Annotated in this window: 17 protein-coding genes; 12 read left to right on the top strand and 5 right to left on the bottom strand. The window is 68.3% G+C overall.

The window, feature by feature from the left end:
• The first annotated feature begins 448 nt into the window (after positions 1–448).
• The 9 genes from HWX14_RS17880 (at position 449) to HWX14_RS17840 (ending at position 13,119) form a co-directional block, all read left to right on the top strand.
• Positions 449–2,680 (top strand): TonB-dependent siderophore receptor, encoded by a 2,232-nt coding sequence (locus HWX14_RS17880; RefSeq protein WP_175883772.1) that lies wholly within the window; start codon positions 449–451, stop codon positions 2,678–2,680.
• 59 nt (positions 2,681–2,739) lie between these two features.
• Entirely contained in the window at positions 2,740–3,384 is a 645-nt protein-coding gene (gene pnuC, locus HWX14_RS17875) for a nicotinamide riboside transporter PnuC (RefSeq protein WP_175883771.1), read from the top strand.
• 36 nt (positions 3,385–3,420) lie between these two features.
• Positions 3,421–4,611: a phosphotransferase gene (locus HWX14_RS17870; protein WP_175883770.1), complete on the top strand. Its 1,191-nt coding sequence runs from the start codon at positions 3,421–3,423 to the stop codon at positions 4,609–4,611.
• Positions 4,612–4,852: 241 nt separating this feature from the next.
• Positions 4,853–6,172 carry a TolC family protein gene (locus HWX14_RS17865; protein ID WP_175883769.1) on the top strand — a complete coding sequence of 440 codons (1,320 nt, stop codon included), beginning with the start codon at positions 4,853–4,855 and terminating at the stop codon, positions 6,170–6,172.
• Between the two features lie 26 nt (positions 6,173–6,198).
• Positions 6,199–7,674 (top strand): efflux RND transporter periplasmic adaptor subunit, encoded by a 1,476-nt coding sequence (locus HWX14_RS17860; RefSeq protein ID WP_175883768.1) that lies wholly within the window; start codon positions 6,199–6,201, stop codon positions 7,672–7,674.
• Entirely contained in the window at positions 7,667–7,810 is a 144-nt protein-coding gene (locus HWX14_RS17855) for a hypothetical protein (protein WP_175883767.1), read from the top strand. The genes HWX14_RS17860 and HWX14_RS17855 overlap by 8 nt, the downstream gene beginning before the upstream one ends.
• Positions 7,803–11,015 (top strand): CusA/CzcA family heavy metal efflux RND transporter, encoded by a 3,213-nt coding sequence (locus tag HWX14_RS17850; RefSeq protein ID WP_175883766.1) that lies wholly within the window; start codon positions 7,803–7,805, stop codon positions 11,013–11,015. The genes HWX14_RS17855 and HWX14_RS17850 overlap by 8 nt, the downstream gene beginning before the upstream one ends.
• Positions 11,015–11,698, top strand: a complete 684-nt coding sequence (irlR, locus tag HWX14_RS17845) for a heavy metal response regulator transcription factor IrlR (RefSeq protein WP_034205392.1) — start codon at positions 11,015–11,017, stop codon at positions 11,696–11,698. Before HWX14_RS17850 ends, irlR begins: the two co-directional genes overlap by 1 nt.
• A complete protein-coding gene (locus tag HWX14_RS17840; protein WP_175883765.1) occupies positions 11,695–13,119 on the top strand; it encodes a heavy metal sensor histidine kinase in 1,425 nt (474 codons plus the stop codon). Before irlR ends, HWX14_RS17840 begins: the two co-directional genes overlap by 4 nt.
• Before the next feature lie 79 nt (positions 13,120–13,198).
• On the opposite strand, the gene HWX14_RS17835 is transcribed toward HWX14_RS17840, so the two are convergent.
• Complete coding sequence (locus tag HWX14_RS17835; RefSeq protein ID WP_175883764.1) at positions 13,199–13,486, bottom strand: DUF4148 domain-containing protein; 288 nt, start codon at positions 13,484–13,486, stop codon at positions 13,199–13,201.
• 231 nt (positions 13,487–13,717) lie between these two features.
• On the opposite strand from HWX14_RS17835, the gene HWX14_RS17830 reads away from it, so the two are divergent.
• A complete protein-coding gene (locus HWX14_RS17830) occupies positions 13,718–14,026 on the top strand; it encodes a hypothetical protein (protein WP_175883763.1) in 309 nt (102 codons plus the stop codon).
• Positions 14,027–14,226: 200 nt separating this feature from the next.
• On the opposite strand, the gene HWX14_RS17825 is transcribed toward HWX14_RS17830, so the two are convergent.
• On the bottom strand, positions 14,227–15,387 hold the full coding sequence (locus HWX14_RS17825) for a porin (protein ID WP_175883762.1): 1,161 nt from the start codon (positions 15,385–15,387) through the stop codon (positions 14,227–14,229).
• A 314-nt stretch (positions 15,388–15,701) separates the two neighbouring features.
• Between HWX14_RS17825 and HWX14_RS17820 the strand changes: the two genes are divergently transcribed.
• On the top strand, positions 15,702–15,977 hold the full coding sequence (locus tag HWX14_RS17820) for a DUF4148 domain-containing protein (RefSeq protein ID WP_175883761.1): 276 nt from the start codon (positions 15,702–15,704) through the stop codon (positions 15,975–15,977).
• Between the two features lie 61 nt (positions 15,978–16,038).
• Positions 16,039–16,542 carry a hypothetical protein gene (locus HWX14_RS17815; RefSeq protein WP_175883760.1) on the top strand — a complete coding sequence of 168 codons (504 nt, stop codon included), beginning with the start codon at positions 16,039–16,041 and terminating at the stop codon, positions 16,540–16,542.
• A gap of 22 nt (positions 16,543–16,564) precedes the next feature.
• Here the strand turns inward: HWX14_RS17815 and HWX14_RS17810 are convergent, their stop codons facing one another.
• The 3 genes from HWX14_RS17810 to HWX14_RS17800 form a co-directional block, all read right to left on the bottom strand.
• The gene (locus HWX14_RS17810) at positions 16,565–17,290 is read right to left on the bottom strand and encodes a hypothetical protein (RefSeq protein ID WP_175883759.1); all 726 of its coding nucleotides are present in this window, start codon (positions 17,288–17,290) and stop codon (positions 16,565–16,567) included.
• Between the two features lie 161 nt (positions 17,291–17,451).
• On the bottom strand, positions 17,452–18,747 hold the full coding sequence (locus HWX14_RS17805; protein WP_050014496.1) for an aminotransferase class I/II-fold pyridoxal phosphate-dependent enzyme: 1,296 nt from the start codon (positions 18,745–18,747) through the stop codon (positions 17,452–17,454).
• 217 nt (positions 18,748–18,964) lie between these two features.
• Positions 18,965–20,116, bottom strand: coding sequence for a DUF1176 domain-containing protein (locus tag HWX14_RS17800; protein ID WP_244130258.1), 1,152 nt, complete (start codon positions 20,114–20,116; stop codon positions 18,965–18,967).
• Positions 20,117–20,286 lie beyond the last annotated feature (170 nt).

Here is a 20,286-nt window from a genome sequence, read left to right as displayed (position 1 = left end):
CGTTCCCGCCTTCTCCGTCCCCCGTTTCGCCCGATTCCACGGCCGTTCGCCCCGCCCGGGGTAAAATGCGCGCCACGCCGCGATGTCGCGCGCCGGGCAGGCCGCCGTTCCGATGAACGCCGGCGCGAGTGCCCGCCGCCCGCACCGGGGCGTTCGAAGCGTCCCCCGCATGACACGACCGCGCGACGCAGCCGGCCGCCCGACAGGCGCATCCGACGATCGCGTCGGCCGCTGCGTCGGTTCCCGGCGCGCCATCCGAATCCGATGCCCCATCCTGTGTTGTTCCGACCGGTCGGCTCGCTTGCATGCCGCGGGGTGCGGTTCGTCCGATGAATAGCGTGTCGACGGCACGCGTCCGTCGATGGACGCCGAGGTGCGTGCGGGCGCACGCTTCGCAGCTTCGTAACGGGTTTCGACAGGTCGAATGGCGAGTTTTCCATCCAGAACAATGACGGTGAATAGAACAACAACGGCGCCCGCACGGCGGCGGCGCGTGAAGGTCGGGCTCGGTGTCGGTCTCGGCGTCACGCTTTTCGCGGCGCAGGCGGCCGCGGCACAGGGCGACACGCCCGCACCGGGCGCCGATGCGACCGGCAACGCGACGCTGCCCGCGATCACGGTGAACGGCGAGCGCGGCCAGCCGCTGCGCGCGCGCGAAGCGTCAGTCGCGGGGCTCGACGACGCGCCGCTGCGCGATACGCCGGCGTCGGTGAACGTCATCACGCGCGCGCTGATCGACGATCAGCAGGCGAAGCGGCTGAGCGACGTCGTGCGCAACGATGCGTCGGTCGTCAACGACTATGCGCCGGTCGGTTATTTCGAAGGCTTCGCGATCCGCGGCTTTCCGGTCGATCTCGCGAGCGCGATCCGGATCGACGGGCTGACCGTGTCCGGCGAGCAGAACGTGCCGCTCGAGAACAAGGAGCGCGTCGAGATCCTGAAAGGGCTCGCGGGCATCGACAGCGGCGTCGTCGCGCCCGGCGGCGTGATCAACTTCGTGACCAAGCGCGCCGCGAACGTCGCGAGCGTGACGGGCGGCGTCGACAGCCGCGGCTCGACGTCGGCGGCCGTCGATCTCGGCCGCCGCTTCGGCCCGGGCAATCAGTTCGGGTTCCGGATCAATGCCGCGAAGGAGAACATGCACTCCTATATCGACGGCACGAACGGACGGCGCACGTTCGGCTCGATCGCCGCCGACTGGGACATCAGCCCGCGCGCGAGCCTGCAACTCAATGCCGAATTCCAGCAGTGGATCCAGCGTTCCGCGCCCGGCTACCAGTTGCTGGGCGGCACCGTCGTGCCGTCGGTGAAGACGACGTCGAAGGCGCTCGGCACGCAGCCGTGGGCGAAACCGGTGACGACCGATGCGCTGAACCTGAACGCGCGTTTCGACTACCAGTTCAACGACGACTGGAAGGCGTACATCGCCGCGGGCCGCAGCCGCACGATGATCGACGACAACAGCGCGTTCGCGTACGGCTGCTCGTATGCGGCGAGCTGCGCGGCCGGCGCGACGTCGCCGTTCTTCTTCGGCGCGAATGGCGACTACGACGTGTACGACTTTCGAAGCCCCGGCGAATACCGGCGCAACGACGATCTGCGCGCGGTCACGACCGGCAAGTTCGCGACGGGGCCGCTGCGGCACGAACTGACGCTCGGCGTGAGCGTGCAGCGCCGCGTCGTGCACATGGCGACCGCCGTGTACGACTATGTCGGCAGCGAGAACATCTACGGGCCCGACGTTGCGTTTGCACCGTCGCCGAACACGCCCGGGCCGTCGTATCCGCAACTCGATTCGTGGCAGTACGGCGTGTTCGGCCTCGACCGCATCAGCCTCGGCGAACACTGGCAGGTGCTCGCGGGCGGCAAGGAAGTGCTGCTGCGCCAGCGCAGCTGGAGCAGTCTCGACGGTGACGCGACGCACACCGACCGCTCCGTGTTCCTGCCGCAGGTCGCGCTCGTCTACAAGCCGGTGAACGCGCTGTCGCTGTATGCGTCGTACAGCAAGGCGCTGTCGCTCGGCGACCAGGCGCCCGTGCGCGCGACCAACGCGTATGCGTTCCTGCCGCCGGTCGAATCGCACCAGATCGAGGTCGGCGCGAAATACGACTGGCTCGACCGGCTGAGCCTCACGGCCGCCGTGTTCTCGATCAGCAAGCCGTTCCAGTTCGCGGACCCGGATGCGTCGGGCACCAGTTATACGTTCGTGCAGCGCGGCACGCAGCGGCATCAGGGGATCGAACTCGGCGCGGCCGGGCGCGTGACCGAGCGGCTGGGGCTGACGGCCAGCGTCGCGGCGATTCGCGCCCGCGCGGTCGATTCGGGGTCGCCCGCCTACGAAGGGCACCAGATCATCAACGTGCCCGCGCTGCGCGCGTCGCTGTATGCGGACTACGCGGTGCCGGGCGTCGCGGGCCTGAACGTGCTCGGCGGCGTGGAATACAGCGCGGCGCGCAACGCGAACGAGGAAGGCACCGCGCGCGTGCCGTCGTGGTTCGTGTTCAATCTCGGCGCGCGTTATACGACGAAGATCGGCGGCCATCGCACGGTGTTGCGCGTGTCGGTGGACAATCTGTTCAACAAGTTCTACTGGCGCGATGCAGGCGAGCAGCAGGGCGATGCGTACCTGTTCCCGGGTGCGCCGCGTACCGCGCGCGTATCGTTGACCTATGATTTCTGATCGACCGGGTTCGGCCGCGTGACGCGCGGCCCCGGCAGCCCACCAGGAGAGCACAGACGATGTCCCCACTCGAAATCGCCGGCGTGATCGTCAGCGCGCTCGCGATCTGGCTGACCGCGAAGCGGCGCATGCTGTGCTGGCCGGTCGGCCTCGCGTCGGTCGCGCTGTACGGCTGGATCTTCTTCGATGCGAAGCTGTATTCGGACATGCTGCTGCAGGGCGCGTTCGCGGTGCTGCAGGTGTACGGCTGGCAGCGCTGGCTCGCGCAGCGCGCGAGCGAGGCAGGCGGCGGTGCCGACGGCGGTGCGGCGCCAGCCGGCGACGTCGCGCCCGTGACCGGGGTGCGCCCGCTCAGGATGCTGCCCGACCTGATCGCGGCGGTCATCGGCAGCGCGTTGCTCGGCGGGATGATGGCGCGCTGGACCGATGCGGCGCTGCCGTTCGTCGATGCGTCGCTGACCGCGTTCAGCCTCGTCGCGCAATACTGGACCGCTCGGCGCTACATCGCGTCGTGGGGGCTGTGGATCGTCGTGAACGTCGTGTACGTCGGGATGTTCGCGTTCAAGGAACTGTATCTGACGGCCGGGCTCTATGCGCTGTTCATCGGACTGGCCGTCGTCGGCTGGCGCGACTGGAGCCGGACCGCCGCCGCGTTGCGGGCGGCCGCCGGCGGCCCGCTCGCATCGGGCGGCGGCGCGCGCTGATTCGCGCACGGATTCAACTACGGAGCAACGCCGTTCATGTCATTTCCCCTCGAGCCGGACGGCCCCCTGTCGCGCGACGTCGCGCCGCCGCAATTCGGCGTGGACGGCGAACAGGCCGAACGCGACTGGCCGTTGATCACGCACGACGAAGTGGCGGGCGTACTCGCGCGGATCGATGGCGCGGGCGAACCGGTGCGGCTGACGTGGCACAGCCCGCGGCAGTTCGCGGCCGCGGTGCTCGTGCGGATGGCGGACGGGCGCGGGTTGTTCGTCAAGCGACATCACGCAAGCTTGCGCGATGTCGCGGGGCTCGAGGAGGAGCATCGTTTCATCGCGCATCTGCGCGCGCGCGGGATGCCGGTGGTGGACGTGCTGGCCGATCGCGACGGTGCGACCGCGTTCGCGTCCGGTGAGTGGACGTACGAGGTGCACGTGCTCGCGCCTGGCGTCGATCCGTATCGCGGCGTGATGTCGTGGCAGCCGTTCACGCATCCTTCGCATGCGTACGCGGCCGGCCGCGCGCTGGCCGAACTGCATCGCGCGTCGGCCGGCTACGATGCGCCTGCGCGGCCCGTGCGCACGCTGCTGTCGAGTTTTCGGGTGCTGTCGTCCGCCGATCTGGCGGACGCGCTCGAACGCTGGGTCGATGCGCAGCCGCTGCTCGTGCGCGCGCTCGGCTCGCGCGACTGGCGCGGCGACGTGGCCGATGCGATCGGCCCGTATCACGCGCGTCTCGTGCCGCTGCTGCCCGCGTTGCCGCCGCTGTGGACGCACGGCGACTGGCATGCGTCGAACCTGTTGTGGACCGCTGCGGAGCCCGGTGCGCAGGTGCGGACCGTGCTCGATTTCGGCTTGTCGGACCGCACCTGCGCGGTGATGGATCTCGCGCTCGCGATCGAGCGCAATACGGTCGACTGGATGGCGCCGGCCGATGCGCGACGCGTGGAATACGGCCAGATCGACGCGCTGCTCGACGGCTATGAATCGCTCGAACCGCTGAGCGACGATGCGTACGCGGCGCTGGTCGCGCTGCTGCCGATCGTGCATACGGAGTTCGCGCTGTCGGAAGTCGCGTATTTCGGCTGCATCATCGATGCGCCGGCGATCGTCGATATCGCGTACGACGGCTATCTGATCGGGCATGCGCGCTGGTTCGGCGAACGCGACGGGCGGCAACTGATCGACTGGCTCGTGCAGCGGCGGCGGGGGAAGCAGCGCATCACCTGATTCACGCGCGGCGCGTGTCGCCTGCACGTGCCGGATCCCCGAACCTCTGCATTCTTTCGTGCGGCCATCGCGCCGCGCGCTCATCGAATCTTCCTGATCGTCAAAAACGGGACGCCGCCCCCAGGGCACCGCACGTCTGCGTACGGTTGCGCCCAACATGACGGAAATATCATCTTCGCCTCATGTTCGCACTGCGGCCGCTCCGTAGCATCGGTCGCGAACCGTTACCGCAGAACCGAACATGCTCAAGCTCAACCTCGTCGCGGCCATCGTCTTCGTGATGGCCGCGACGGCTCATGCGCAGCCATCGCCATCGCCGTCGCCGGGGCCGGCCACGGCCGCCATCGGCAGCGCGACGCCGATCGGCGCACCCCCATCCAATACGCTTCCCGAGTCGTCATTGACGCTTTCCGATGCACTCGCGGTCGCAGCCCGGAACAATCCGGCGCTGCGCGGCGCGCGCGCCGATGTCGATGCATCGGCCGGCGCGCTGATGCAGGCCGGCGCGCGCCCCAACCCCGAAGTGTCGTTCCTGCAGGAAGGCTTCAGCCGAGCCGAACGCACGTCGACCGCGCTGATCAACCAGACCATCGAACTGGGCGGCAAGCGCCGCGCGCGGCTCGATGTCGCGTCCTACGGCCGCGAGGCGGCCAACGCGTCGCTCGACGAGCAGGGTGCGGCCGTGCGCGCCGACGTGATCGCCGCGTTCTACGGGCTGCTCGCCGCGCAGCGTCAGCTTCAGGTGACCGAGGAATCGGCCGCGATCGCCGCGCGCTCGGCGGATCTCGCGGGGCGCCGCGCGCAGGCCGGCAAGGTGTCGCCGGTCGAGGCGACCAAGGCGCAGGTCGCGGCGGCCGGCGTGCAGATCGAAGTCGTGACCGCGCGCGGCCGTGTCGAGGTCGCGCGCGAGAAGCTGAACGCGGTGATGGGCGAAGCGCGCAACGATCGGCTCGCGGTGCGCGGCGACCTGGAAACCGTGCCGCCGGTCGAGCCGCTGTCCGCGCTGACCGTGCAACTCGACGACGCGCCGCTCGCGCGGGTCGCGCGCGCCGAGATGCTGCGCTCGAACGCGGCCGTGTCGCTGGAGCGCGCGCGGCGCATTCCGGACGTGACGGTCAGCGCCGGCGTGAAGCGCGTGACCACGGGCGGCGTGCCGGACAACCAGGCGGTGGTCGGCGTGTCGATCCCGATTCCGCTGTTCAACACGAACAAGGGCGCGCTGCTCGAGGCGACGCACAAGGCCGAGCGCGCGAACGCCGATCTCGATCGCGAACGCACGCGCTTGCGGCTGGAGCTGACGCAGGCGTACGCGAATTTCGAGGCGGCCGAGCAGGAAGCGCAGCGCTTGAAGTCGGACATCCTGCCCGCCGCGCGTCTCGCGCTCGATGCGATGTCGCGCGGCTACGAACTCGGGAAGTTCAGCTTCCTCGATGTGCTCGACGCACAGCGCACGCTGTTCCAGGGGCAGTCGCAATACGTGCGAGCGCTCGCCGGCGCCCATGCGGCCCGCGCCGATATCGGCCGGCTCGTCGGCACGCCGCTCGCGGCCGTCGCGCAATGAGCGCCCCTCTTACCGGAAGGATCATCATGTCACGCAGCAGAATTTTCGTTATCGCGGTGGCCGTGCTCGGCGGCGCAGGGATTGTGATCGGCGCGCTCGCCGTCACGCGGAGCGGCAGCAGCGCATCGGCGCCGACCGCCGCCGAAGCCGCGCAGCCGGCCGACGGCGCCGACGCCGGCGCGCACGGCGGTGTCGTGTTGAAGCGCGGCAAGCTGTCCGTCGAGATCGTGATGACGGAAAAGCCTGGCGACGCGCGGCTCGTCGTCTATCCGTTCGTCGACGGCAAGCCGGTGGACAAGGGCGTCACCGTGTCCGGCACGCTGGTGCGCTACGACCGCGCGCAGGAACCGTTGCGGTTCGATGCGGCCGGCCAGAAGTTCGTGTCCGCGCAGTCGATTGCGAAGCCGCACGTGTTCGATGCGACGATCGACGTGAAGGCCGGCAACGACGCCGCGTCGTTCCCGTTCGCGCGCGCCGACGGCGCGATCGCATTGACCGACGCGCAACTGGCGACGTCGAAGATCGCGCTCGCGAAGGCCGGCCCCGCGCAGATCGCGACGCCGTTCCAGCTTCCCGGCGAAATCCGGTTCAACGAGGACCGCACCGCGCACGTGGTGCCGCGCGTGGCCGGCATCGTCGAGCAGGTGGCGGTGTCGCTCGGGCAGAACGTCGCGAAGGGGCAGGTGCTCGCGGTGATCGCGAGCACCGATCTGGCCGACCGCCGCAGCGAACTGCTGACGGCCGAGCGCCGGCTGTCGGGCGCGCGTGCGACCTATGAGCGCGAACGCACGCTGTGGCAGGAACGCATCTCGGCCGAGCAGGACTACCAGCAGGCCCAGGTGCAGTTGCGCGAGGCCGAGATCGCCGTGCAGAACGCGCGACAGAAGCTCGCCGCGCTGAACGCGCCGGTCGGCGCGGGCGCGCTGAACCGTTATGAACTACGCGCGCCGTTCGCGGGCACGATCGTCGAGAAGCATGCGACGCCCGGCGAAGCGATTGCCGCCGACGCGAGCATGTTCGTGATCTCCGACCTGTCGACCGTATGGGCCGAGATGGCAGTGCCGGCGCAGCGGCTCAACGACGTGCGCGTCGGCCGCGACGCAACGGTGAGCGCGACCGCGTTCGAATCGCGCTCCAGCGGCCCGATCGCATACGTGGGTTCGCTGCTCGGCGAGCAGACGCGCACCGCGCCGGCGCGCGTCGTGCTGCCGAACCCGGATCGCGTGTGGCGCCCGGGGATGTTCGTGAACGTGTCGGTCGACGCGGGCAAGCAGGGCGTGCCGCTCGCGGTCGCGAGCGACGCGCTGCAGGACGTCGATGGCGCGCCGTCGGTGTTCGTGCGCTCGCCGAAGGGTTTCGTCGCACAGGCCGTCGAAACGGGGCGGCGCGACGAACGCGCGACCGAAGTGCTGAAGGGGCTGAAGGCCGGCCAGGAATACGCGGCATCGAACAGCTTCGTACTGAAGGCGGAGCTCGGCAAGGGGAGCGCGGAACATGAATGAGCAGCACGACGCATGCGCCGTGGCGCGACTGGCGGCCCGCTATGCGGCCCGCTTTCCGATCCGCCGGCTGACTGGCCGCGCGGCTCGTCCGGTGCGGGCGACCGTGCCCCGCTTCAAGGAATCCCGACATGTTTGAGCGCCTGATCCGCTTTGCGATTGCGCACCGCTGGCTCGTGATGCTGGCGATCGCGGCCGTGGCCGCGCTGGGCGTGTTCAGCTACCAGCGGCTGCCGATCGACGCGGTGCCCGACATCACGAACGTGCAGGTGCAGATCAACACGTCCGCGCCCGGCTACTCGCCGCTCGAGGCCGAGCAGCGCATCACCTATCCGGTCGAGACCGTGATGGCCGGGCTGCCGGGGCTCGAACAGACGCGCTCGATCTCGCGCTACGGGCTGTCGCAGGTCACCGTGATCTTCAAGGACGGCACCGACATCTACTTCGCGCGGCAGCTCGTCAACGAGCGCATCCAGGAAGCGAAGGACAAGCTGCCGGCCGGCATCGCACCCGCGATGGGACCGACGTCGACGGGCCTCGGCGAGATCTATCTGTGGACCGTCGAAGCGGACGCCAACGCACGCAAGCCCGACGGCACGCGCTATACGGCGGCCGACCTGCGCGAGCTGCAGGACTGGGTCGTGCGGCCGCAGCTGCGCAACGTGCGCGGCGTGACCGAGGTCAACTCGATCGGCGGCTACGTGAAGGAATACCGCGTCGCGCCGAATCCTGCGAAGCTGATGTCGTACGGGCTGACGCTCGCCGACGTCGTCCGGGCGCTGGAACGCAACAACGACAACGTCGGCGCCGGCTACATCGAAAAGCGCGGCGAGCAGTATCTCGTGCGCGTGCCGGGCCAGGCGCGCACCGTCGACGACATCGCGAACATCGTGCTGACCAACGTCGGCGGCGTGCCGGTGCGGATGAAGGACGTCGGCGTGGTCGACATCGGCCGCGAGCTGCGCACCGGCGCCGCGACGTCGAACGGCGAGGAAGTCGTGCTAGGCACGGTCTTCATGCTGATGGGCGAGAACAGCCGGACGGTGTCGAAGGCCGTCGCCGCGAAGATGGAGGACGTGAACCGCACACTGCCGGCCGGCGTGAAGGCGATTCCGGTGTACGACCGGACGGTGCTCGTCGAGAAGGCCGTCGCCACCGTGAAGAAGAACCTGCTCGAAGGCGCGGTGCTCGTGATCGCCGTGCTGTTCCTGTTCCTCGGCAACATCCGCGCGGCGCTGATCACCGCGCTCGTGATCCCGCTGTCGATGCTGATGACCTTCACCGGGATGGTCAACGCGAAGGTGAGCGCGAACCTGATGAGCCTCGGCGCGCTCGATTTCGGGATCATCGTCGACGGCGCGGTGGTGATCGTCGAGAACTGCGTGCGGCGGCTCGCGCATGCGCAGTCGGCGGCCGGGCGGCCGCTCACGCGCGACGAGCGCTTCGCCGAAGTATTCGGCGCGTCGCAGGAGGCGCGCCGCGCGCTGATCTTCGGGCAACTGATCATCATGGTCGTGTACCTGCCGATCTTTGCGCTGACCGGCGTCGAAGGCAAGATGTTCCACCCGATGGCCATCACCGTCGTGATGGCGCTCGCGGCCGCGATGGTGCTGACCGTCACGTTCATTCCGGCGGCCGTCGCGCTGTTCATCGGCGAGCGGGTCGAGGAGAAGGAGAACCGGTTGATGGGCTGGGCGCGGCGCGCGTACGAGCCGGTGCTCGCCGCGTTCATGACGCGCCCCGCGCGCGTGATGATCGGGGCAGGCGCGATCGTGCTCGTCACGCTCGGGCTCGCGACGCGGCTCGGCAGCGAGTTTATCCCGAGCCTGAACGAGGGCGATCTGGCCGTGTCCGCGCTGCGGATTCCCGGCACGAGCCTGTCGCAGTCGGTCGAGATGCAGAAGTCGATCGAGAAGACGCTGAAGGCGCGCTTCCCCGAGATCGAGCGCGTGTTCGCACGCACCGGCACGGCCGAGATCGCGGCCGACCCGATGCCGCCGAACCTGTCGGACGGCTACATCATGCTGAAGCCGGCCGACACGTGGCCCGACCCGAAGAAGCCGCGCGACCAGCTCGTGCGCGAGATCGAGGACGCGCTCGCCGAGCTGCCCGGCAATGCGTACGAGTTCTCGCAGCCAATCCAGCTGCGCTTCAACGAGCTGATCTCGGGCGTGCGCAGCGACGTCGCCGTGAAGATCTTCGGCGACGACATGGCCGTGCTGAACCAGACCGGCGAGCAGATCGCGGCCGCGTTGCAGAAGGTGCCGGGCGCGTCGGAGGTGAAGGTCGAGCAGACCACAGGCCTGCCGGTGCTGACCGTCAACCTCGATCGCGACAAGCTCGCGCGCTACGGCGTGAGCGTCGCCGACCTGCAGGACTCGGTGGCCGCTGCCGTCGGCGGGCAGAAGGCCGGCACGCTGTTCCAGGGTGACCGCCGCTTCGACATTGTCGTGCGGCTGCCCGACGAGCTGCGCACCGATATCGAGGCGATCAAGCGGCTGCCGATCGCGCTGCCCGCGCCCGCCGCCGGCGCCAGCGCGCCGCTCGCGGCGGCGCCGTACGTGCCGCTGGCCGAGCTTGCGACGATCGACGTGGCGCCGGGCCCGAACCAGATCAGCCGCGAGGACGGCAAGCGGCGAGTGGTCGTCAGCGCGAATGTGCGCGGCCGCGACGTCGGCTCGTTCGTCGCCGATGCGCGCGAGCAGTTGCAGCAGGACGTGCGCGTGCCGGCCGGTTACTGGGTGTCGTGGGGCGGTCAGTTCGAGCAACTGCAAAGCGCGAGCGAGCGGCTCAAGCTCGTCGTGCCGCTCGCGCTGTTCATGGTGTTCGTGCTGCTGTTCGTGATGTTCAATAACGTGAAGGACGGCTTGCTCGTGTTCACCGGCATTCCGTTCGCGCTGAGCGGCGGCGTCGTGTCGCTGTGGCTGCGCGGGATTCCGCTGTCGATCACGGCGGCGGTCGGCTTCATCGCGCTGTCCGGGGTGGCCGTGCTCAACGGCCTCGTGATGATCTCGTTCATCCGCAACCTGCGCGACGAAGGGATGCCGCTCGACGCGGCCGTGCACGACGGCGCGCTCACGCGGCTGCGGCCGGTGCTGATGACCGCGCTGGTCGCGTCGCTCGGCTTCCTGCCGATGGCGTTCGCGACCGGCACCGGCGCCGAGGTGCAGCGCCCGCTCGCGACGGTCGTGATCGGCGGTATCCTGTCGTCCACCGCGCTGACGCTGCTGGTGCTGCCGGTGCTGTACCGCGTGAGCCATGCGGTGTCGTGGCGCGCGGCGTTGCGCGGCGGTTTCGGCGCGGGCGTGCTGCGCCGGCTGGGTTTCTTCAAGGGTAATGCGTGATGCGAATTCTGATTGTCGAGGATGAACCGAAGACGGGCGCGTATCTGCGCAAGGGCCTGACCGAGGCCGGCTACGTCGTCGACTGGGTCGAGGACGGCATCACCGGCCAGCACCAGGCCGAAACGGAGGAGTACGACCTGCTCGTGCTCGACGTGATGCTGCCCGGGCAGGACGGCTGGACGCTGCTGCAGAACCTGCGGCGCAGCAAGTCGACGCCCGTGCTGTTCCTCACCGCGCGCGACGACGTCGGCGATCGGGTGAAGGGGCTCGAGCTCGGCGCGGACGACTATCTCGCGAAGCCGTTCGACTTCGTCGAGCTGACCGCGCGCATCAAGTCGATTCTGCGGCGCGGCCAGCCGCGCGATTCGAACACGCTGCGCGTGGCCGATCTCGAACTCGACCTGACGCGCCGCAAGGCCACGCGGCAGGGCGATACGATCCTGCTGACCGCGAAGGAGTTCGCGCTGCTGTGGCTGCTGATGCGCCGCGAAGGCGAGATCCTGCCGCGCGCGACGATCGCGTCGCAGGTGTGGGACATGAACTTCAACAGCGACACGAACGTCGTCGATTCGGCGATCCGCCGGTTGCGCTCGAAGATCGACGACGCGTACGAACCGAAGCTGATCCACACGGTGCGCGGGATGGGCTACGTGCTCGAGACGCGCGGCGGCGCGGCCGCATGATCGCGCGCCTGCTGCCGCGGACGCTGCGCGGCCGGCTGACCGCGCTGATCATCCTGTCGACGTCGGTGATCCTCGCGTCGAGCGGCGTCGCGCTGTACGAAGCGCTGAGCAACCGCGTCGAAACGACCGCGGCCGAACAGATGGCCGGCATCTCCGCCGCATTGGGGGCGCACCTGGCCGAGGCGCGCACGGCGGCCGACGTCGCGCGCAACCCCGATATCTGGATCGACCAGTTGCACGGTCATCCGAACATGGATCTCGCGATCTTCGATGCCACGGGCATGCGCCTCGTCGGCACGCCGGGCTTCCGTCCGTATGCGCCGCTGCTGTCGATGAGCGTCGGGCGCGTGCCGTTCGGCGTCGCGCCGCCCGGCGAGCGGCACCAGTATCTGCTGACGACCGTGCCGCTCGCCGGCGCGGGGGCGCCCGTGGTGCGCGTCGTCGTGCAGTACGACCGCAGCGCCGACGTGCTGCTGTTGCGCACGCATGCTTATACGATCGTCGTGATCCAGGTGTTCGGCGTGGTGCTCGCGGCCGCGATCGCGTACGGCATCGCCGCGCTCGGGCTGAGCCCGCTGCGGCGGTTCGCGGCGCGCGCCGAGCAGATGTCGACGAGCCGGCTCGCGCATCCGCTGCCGGAGCTCGATACGTCCGGCGAGCTGAAGGAGCTCGAGCATGCGTTCAACGGGATGCTCGCGCGGCTGAACGAATCGTTCACGCGGCTGAGCCAGTTCTCGTCGAATCTCGCGCACGACATGCGCACGCCGCTGACGAACCTGCAGGCGGCCGCGCAGGTCGTGCTGTCGCAACCGCGCAGCGCGGACGAATACCGGAGCGTGATCGAGTCGAGCATCGACGAATACCAGCGGCTGTCGCGAATGATCGAGGACATGCTGTTTCTCGCGCGTTCGGAACAGGCCGGCACGTCGATCAGCGTGCGGCGGCTGAATGCGGCGGAGGAGGCGGAGCGGGTGGCCGGCTACTACGAGCCGCTCGCGGAAGATGAGGGCGTGACCGTGAAGGTCGATGGTCACGCGTGGGTCGATGCGGATCTGACGTTGTATCAGCGCGCGTTGAGCAACCTGCTGTCGAATGCGCTGACCTATGCGCCGCGCGGCAGCGTCGTGACGATCGATTGCGTCGAGCAGGGCGGCGCGACGACGATCGCCGTGTCGGATACGGGGCCCGGCATCGCGGCGGAACATGTCGGGCGGATTTTCGAACGCTTCTATCGCGTCGATCCGTCGCGGCACAATTCGGCGTCGGGCACGGGGCTCGGCCTCGCGATCGTCCGGTCGATCATGGACAACCACGGCGGCGAGTGCGGCGTCGACAGCGAGCCGGGCCGCCGCACGACCTTCTGGCTGCGCTTTCCGCGACGGCCGGCCGAGCCGGAACGGCCGGCCGCCATCCGCACCTGACAGCGCGGGCGGGTACGCCCGCGCGTTCACCGTGACGCGGCCGCGCGCGGCGCGCTGCCGGCGGCGGTGGGGCCGCGCATCATTGCTTTGCGGTCAGGGCGTCGTGGTTGTCGGTCTGCGGCTTCTTCTCGCCGCCATGCACCGAAATCCCGTGAAGCTCCTTGTTGCGCGCGACGATTTCGCCGGTCGGCGGGTACTGCGTCTTGCTGATCGGTACGATGCCGTCGTGCTGCGCCTGCTTCAGTTCGTTGACGACCTGCGTGCGGGACTTGCCTTGCGTTTGCGTTTGGGCGAACGCGGCCTGCGTGGCCATGCCGAGCGACAGCGTGGCGGTGACGAACAGTGCTGCGAGTTTTGCGGTTTTCATCGAGTGTTCTCCTTGATCGAGGCCGCCGGGTGGCGAACCATGGACCCAGTATGCGAAAGCAGCCGTGCGTGATCGTGATCGCGAGATGAAAAATGCGTCAGATTGCGGGGCGCGAGGAGGCACCGTGCGAACTCGATCGACATGACGCAACCGTCATGTTCGCGTCATGGGTGCGATGAGCGGGAAGCGGAACATGAAGTCTGCCGTTGGCCGGTCAGGCCGGCGGCGTTCATGCCGGTCGCGACAGCAGCGTCGATAGCGGGTGGCTCCTTTCAGACTTTCATTCCGGATCGAAAATTGCATCGTCCCGCCATTCGCTTCGCCTTGATCGCAGTCCTGATCGTCCCCTTGTTCGCGGGCTGCGCATCGACACGTTCCGGCGTCACGGAAACTGCGTCCGTCGCCGCCGCGCGTAAGCCCGTGCCGGCCAACCTGACGCCAGGCGAGCAGACCGACTATGCCGGCCATCGCTGCGGCAATCCGAACCTGTATGTGAAAACGCATCCGTGCGTGTACCCGCAGCGCAATTCCTCGCGGTGATCGTCGGACACGCGTAAAAAACGGCCCGGCACTCGACGAGTCCGGGCCCAATGCGTGATCGTGCCATGCGGCATCGACCCGCTGCGTGGACGGGAACGGGCAGGGCCCGCTACCGTTCCGATCGTAGCGACGCTGCGCATCGCGAACCTGATCGAAACATGAAATTTTCGTCACGCAGCGCGCGTAGGTGGCCGCCGAGGTCAGAACCGATGGCGCAGCCCGAGATTGACGATGCCCTGCGTGCGCGTGCCGCCATAGCCATACGAGCCGATCGACGCCTGGGCCGTCTGCGTGCCGCCGTCGAGCGTGCGCTGTTCGCCGTTCGCGCGCTGCCATGCGCCGACCGCATAGAGGTCGGTGCGCTTCGACAGCACGTAGTCGGCGCCGGCCGACACCTGATGGTAGGTCGCGCTCGTATCGCCGCGGGCCTTCGTGTAGCTGTAGCCGACGCCGACGAGCAGGCTGGCCGTTGCCTGATAGTTGAAGAACCCGCGCGCGGTGTCGTACTTCTGCGTGCTGCGAAACGCCGACATCGCATCGGCCTTGTACTGCGCATTGCTGTAGTCGACGCCGATCGTGAACGGCGCGAAGGTGTAGCGCAACGCGCCGCGCGCGATGCCGATCGATTTCGCGGAGAGGTAGCCGCCGTTGACCAGCGACCCGTCGAACGTGCCGTCCGACGTGCCATTCCAGCCGGTCCGGATGCCGTTGGCGAGCGAGGAGCGGTTGGCCGCGTAGTAGTAGCCGCCCGCCGCGTCGAACGGCCCGTGGTTGTACGACAGGCCGGCCGACCAGGTTTGCCCGGCGCCGCTCCTGCCAGCCACGCCGCCGAGCGCGTACATGCCGACGAACTGGAATCCGGCCACCACCGGCGACGTGTACTTCACCGCGTTGTCGGTGCGCGACGACGTGTCGTAGTTATCGACGTCGCCGGGCGTCGCGTACACGCTGCCGAAGTGGAAATCGCCGGTGATCGGCCATGCGACATCGGCGAGCGCGTCGTACTGGCGGCCGAGCGTCAGCGTCCCCCAGCGCGCGCTGTCGAGGCCCACGAACGCCTGCCGGCCGAACATCCGGTTGCCTTGACCGAGCGCGCCGGTGTTCGGGTTGAAGCCGTTTTCCAGCGTGAAGATCGCTTTGAGCCCGCCGCCGAGATCCTCCGCGCCTTTCACGCCGAAGCGATTGCCGAGCAGGTTGCCGTTACCGAGGCCGACGAGGTTCCTGCCTTGCGCATCGGCATTCCATACAACCGTCAGCGACGTATCGAACAGGCCGTAGAGCGTGACTTCCGTTGCGTGTGCCGCAGGTGCGGTCGTCAGCAGCGCCCCTGACATCATGACAAGCCGAACTGGAGTTTTCATCGTGTATCCCTGAAGTTCAAGATGATTGTTCGTGCATCGTTCGATGCCGGCGCCGCGCTGGAGTAGCGACGGGCCGCCATATCGCGATTGCGCTGGCGATTCTGGAAAGCGTTCGGATCGTGACGGTGAGGGACAAATGAGAAAAATGTCATCGCGGTGTCATGCGCGCTGAAACATGCGGAAAATTTCATTCGGAGTGCGATGCGCGAGATTCGTGGCGATGACGAAACCGTCATGAAGCGATCACGAATCCGCACCGCCGCAGGGTCAAAGTGAAGGCTCCTGTCACCGAATTCCAGTAAGGAGCCAACCCCATGAACATTCCGCGCCGGATGATCGCCATTACCGCTGCCGCGCTGTCGATCGCCGCTTTCTCGCAGGCCGTGGCCGCGCAGCCGAAGAGCCGTCAGGAGGTGATTCAGGAGCTGGTGCGTGCACGTCACGATGGCGTGATCCCGAGCCCGAATCACGACTATCCGGCGAGCCCGGCCGTAGTCGCGCGCAATCGGGAAATTCATCGCTCGACCGTGCATCGCGGCGAGAAGACGCCGATGGTCGATGCGCATGACAACCGCTTCGCGGTGCTTTGATCGTTCATTCTCGGCCGATCGCGATGACGCTCGTCGGCCGCATGATGGAAAGGAGAGTGCGATGCTCGATATCGCTAAAGGAATCGTACTGGCGGCGTGCCTGATGTCGATGGCCGCGTTCGCGGCAGGCTGGCCGGAACGTGCGCTGTCGCACGCACCGGAGCACGACGCCGGTAGCCGCGCGAGCGAGCGGATGCGCTGCGAATGGGCGTCCGTGCCGGCAGGTACGTGGACCGCGACGTTCACGCGCGGGCAATGCGAAGTCGACAACGGCCGGCTGACGTTCGTGCCGGCCGACGCCGGTGGCGAACCGACCGTCACGGAGAAACGGATCGCACTCGGCGACGTCCGTACCGCGTCGCATCAGTCGCGCAAGCTGAAGGAACAACTGCAACTGACGACGCGCGGCGAAGTGATCGCGCTGAACGTGCTGACCGACGATGGCAGCCGCAAGTCACGCGAACATGCGATCGACCTGTGGACCGCGCTGCGCAACGAGGGTGTCACGCCGGTCAATGGCACACGTATCGTCGACACCTATCCGACGGGCGCGACCACCTGGTAGCCGTCACGCCGTCGCGCGCGGCTTACCCGGCCTTCACCGATCCCTCGATCAGGAAGAACACGATGAAGCCGATGAAGAACGAAGCCGTCGCGAACGGCGTTTCGGGCACCTCGTGCGCTTCGACCAGCAGTTCCTCGGTGACGAGGTACAACAGCGCGACGGTGCCCAGCCCCAGAAGCGCCGCATAGATATTCGCCGGCAGCCCGGCGAACGCGGCATTGCCGGCGACGGCCGCCATGCTCAGCAGCGCCGCGAGCGCGACCGGCACGACGATCGACAGCATGCGGCCGATGCCGGCCGCGGCTAGCGCCGCGCTGACCGACAGCGCGAGGAACAGCACCTCGAGCGTCAGCACGACGGTCAGGATGATGCCGCTTTCGTCGCTCGCGGAAAAGGCGATGCCGAGCACCAGGCCGTCGACGACGAGGTCGATCGCGGTGACGACGATCAGGCTCACCGGCAAGCGCGCTTCCTCGAAGCGCGTCTCGATCGCACCCGACAGCGCGCGGATCGCCAGCATCAGCGCGATCCCGAGCACGAAGCCGACGACCACCGGAAACAGCGCGTGCGCGCGGTCCTGTGGCAGCAGTTCGAGCGCGGCGGCAGCGAACACGATGCCGCCGGTGAAATGCTGGATCACGCTCGACGTTTTCGGGCCAGGCGCGCGCCACGCGGCCGCGAGCGCGCCGAAACAGGCCGCCAGCACGGGCGGTAACGTGAGCAGCGCAAGCTTCGCGGTCGGTGTCATGAGTCCTCTCGGCGGTTGGCGTGCGGCAGCGGACGCTGCGCTGCACGATCGTACGCGCCGGGCGTCGCCCCGGCATCAACCGGGGATTGAACACCTTGAAGCCGCTCCAGGGTCAAGCGGTTCGTTGCGGGCGCATCGACGAGCCGGCGCGCCCGTTCCGCTCAAAGCTGCGCGAGCGCCTGGTCGAGATCGGCGAGCAGGTCGTCGATATGCTCGATGCCGATCGACAGCCGCACCGTTTCTTCCTTCACGCCGGCCTTCGCGAGTTCGGCCGGCGACAACTGACGATGCGTGGTCGATGCCGGGTGCGTCGCGAGCGACTTCGTATCGCCGATGTTGACGAGCCGCGTGAACAGCTTCAGCGCATCCTGGAACTTCGCGCCGCCGTCGCGGCCGCCCTTCACGCCGAACGTCAGGATGCCCGGCGCGCGGCCCGACAGGTAGCGGGCGACGAGCGGATGGTCGGGGTGATCGGGCAGGCCCGCATAGTTCACCCATTCGACGTGCTCGTGGCGCGCGAGATGCTGCGCGATCTTCAGCGCGTTGTCGCTGATGCGCTCGACCCGCAGCGCGAGCGTCTCGATGCCCTGCAGGATCTGGAATGCATTGAACGGCGAGATCGCCGCGCCCATGTTGCGCAGCGGCACCACGCGGGCGCGGCCGATATACGCGGCCGGCCCGAACGCTTCGGTATAGACGACGCCGTGATAGCTGACGTCCGGCTCGTTCAGCCGCTTGAAGCGATCCGCGTGCTCGGCCCACGGGAATTTGCCCGAATCGACGATCGCGCCGCCGAGGCTCGTGCCGTGCCCGCCGAGATACTTCGTCAGCGAGTGCACGACGATGTCCGCGCCGTGCTCGAACGGGCGCAGCAGGTACGGCGACGGCACCGTGTTGTCGACGATCAGCGGGATGCCGTGGCGATGCGCGACTTCCGCGAGCGCGGCGATGTCGGTGACGTTGCCGAGCGGGTTGCCGACCGATTCCGCGAAGATCGCCTTCGTGCGCGCATCGATCAGCGGCTCGAACGACGCGGGGTCGCGCGGATCGGCGAAGCGCGTGGTGATCCCGTATTGCGGCAGCGTGTGCGCGAACAGGTTGTAGGTGCCGCCGTATAGCGAACTCGCGGACACGATGTTGTCGCCGGCTTCGGCGATCGTCTGGATCGCGTACGTGACGGCGGATTGTCCCGACGCGAGCGCGAGCGCACCGATGCCGCCCTCGAGCGCGGCGATCCGCTGCTCGAGCACGTCCGTCGTCGGGTTCATGATCCGCGTGTAGATGTTGCCCTGGACCTTCAGGTCGAACAGGTCGGCGCCGTGCTGCGTATCGTCGAATGCGTACGCAACGGTCTGGTAGATCGGGACGGCGACCGCGCGCGTGGTTGGGTCGGGACGATAACCGCCGTGCACGGCGATGGTTTCGAGACGCCAGTTCGAATGGGCCTGATCGGTCATGGGTGCTCCGTTTGTTGTTGTGAAGGTCGAGGGGGCCTGCCGTCCGGCGATTATAGGAGCACGTGTGCGGCTGTCCTTAGAACGAATGGTGGGTTGCTTATGGGGTAGTGCGAAGGACCGCCTCCCGCGCCCCGCGGCCGACCGACGCTCATGACGACAGCCGTGCAGAAGGGACGGGTTCTCGATCTCGATCGTCGGCGCCGCGTGAGGTGACGCGTCAGTGTGGGCTGTCGGCCGCATCGGCCCGACGATACAGTCGCGGCCATTGGGCCTGGAACAGGCCATTGCAGGTGCTGTGCGTCGCGAGGCCGTCGAGCACGAAGCGCCGGCCGTCGAAGACCCACGACGCGGTCGAGCCGCAATCGCCGGCGCTGCGCAACCGGACCGTGCTCGACAGCGTCGCGCTGGCGGAATCATAGGCGGCGTCGGTCAGCTCGTTCGCGAACGACGCCGGATCGAGGCCCGCGCTCGCGTTTTCGCCGAAGTTCATCGCGGCCGGCGCATACGGTGCGGTGCGGCGTACGCGATACCACAGGTCGGTGTGGTTATACAGGCTGCTGGTCTGGCACGGGATCGCGACGAGCGCCTCGTCGGACGAAATCGCGACGGCGCGCGACGCTTTCCTGCGGTCGCTCGCCGACATTTCGTCTTCGACATCGGCCGCACATTGCTTCACGTCGGCGCCGAATTTCGCGAGCACCGCGTCGACGAGCGGACGCTGTTCGGCGGCCGACAGGGCCGAGGCGGCCGGCGGCGCGGGCGTGACCGCGGGCGGCAACGCCGGCGCGGCCGGCACCGACGATGCAGGCCGGGTGCCTGGGCGCAGCAGCGCCGTGACGGTACCGACACGGCCCTGCGTGTCGTCGATCAGCAGCAGCGCGGCATTCAATCCCGACAATGGCGTACGCGCGGTGGCCGCCGCGGCCGGATCGCCGAAGCTCAGCAGTTGTGCATTACGCGCCGCGGCGAGCCACGCGGCCACCGTTGCCGGATCGTTGGTCCGGATCCGGAACGGGTGGGCTTCGTCGTCGGTCTTGTCGCCGAACGCATGCCATTGCGCGGGCATCGCATCGAACGGTCGGCCGTCGACGCGTGCCGTGCGCAAGTCGACCGGCGCCGATGCGTAGAGGTCGAGCGACGGCTGCGCGTCCGGGCCGGCATCGCGCGTCACGCGCAGGATCAGGCCGGTGCGCGCATCGTCGATATCGTCGGCGTGGCTTTCCGCGATACAGCGGTTGCCGTTGTCGCAGACGACTGACCAGCTCTTGAACTCGCGCTCGACCGGCGGCCGCGCGAGCGGGCGAGCCTTGGCAACGATCGGGGAAATGGCGAGGAGGGCGGCGATGGCGAGCGAAAGGCGGTGCGACATGACGGTTCGTATCGACTGTGTGTGGGCGGGCGGAAGACGTCGGACTGCAAGCGCATCGTCAGCAAGCGGGGCAGGTCGAAGGCTGCGGCGCATGCGGCGGCGCGCTTTGGCGAACGGCATCGAGTATACCGCCGCAATGGGCTGCGATCGTGACGACGACACGTAGTACG

The sequence above is a fragment of the Burkholderia sp. BCC0044 genome (genome assembly GCF_902832955.1).
In the GTDB taxonomy this organism is placed as follows: domain Bacteria; phylum Pseudomonadota; class Gammaproteobacteria; order Burkholderiales; family Burkholderiaceae; genus Burkholderia.
The sequence above is the reverse complement of the archived record's forward strand: the minus strand, read 5'-3'. Positions and strand labels throughout refer to the sequence as shown.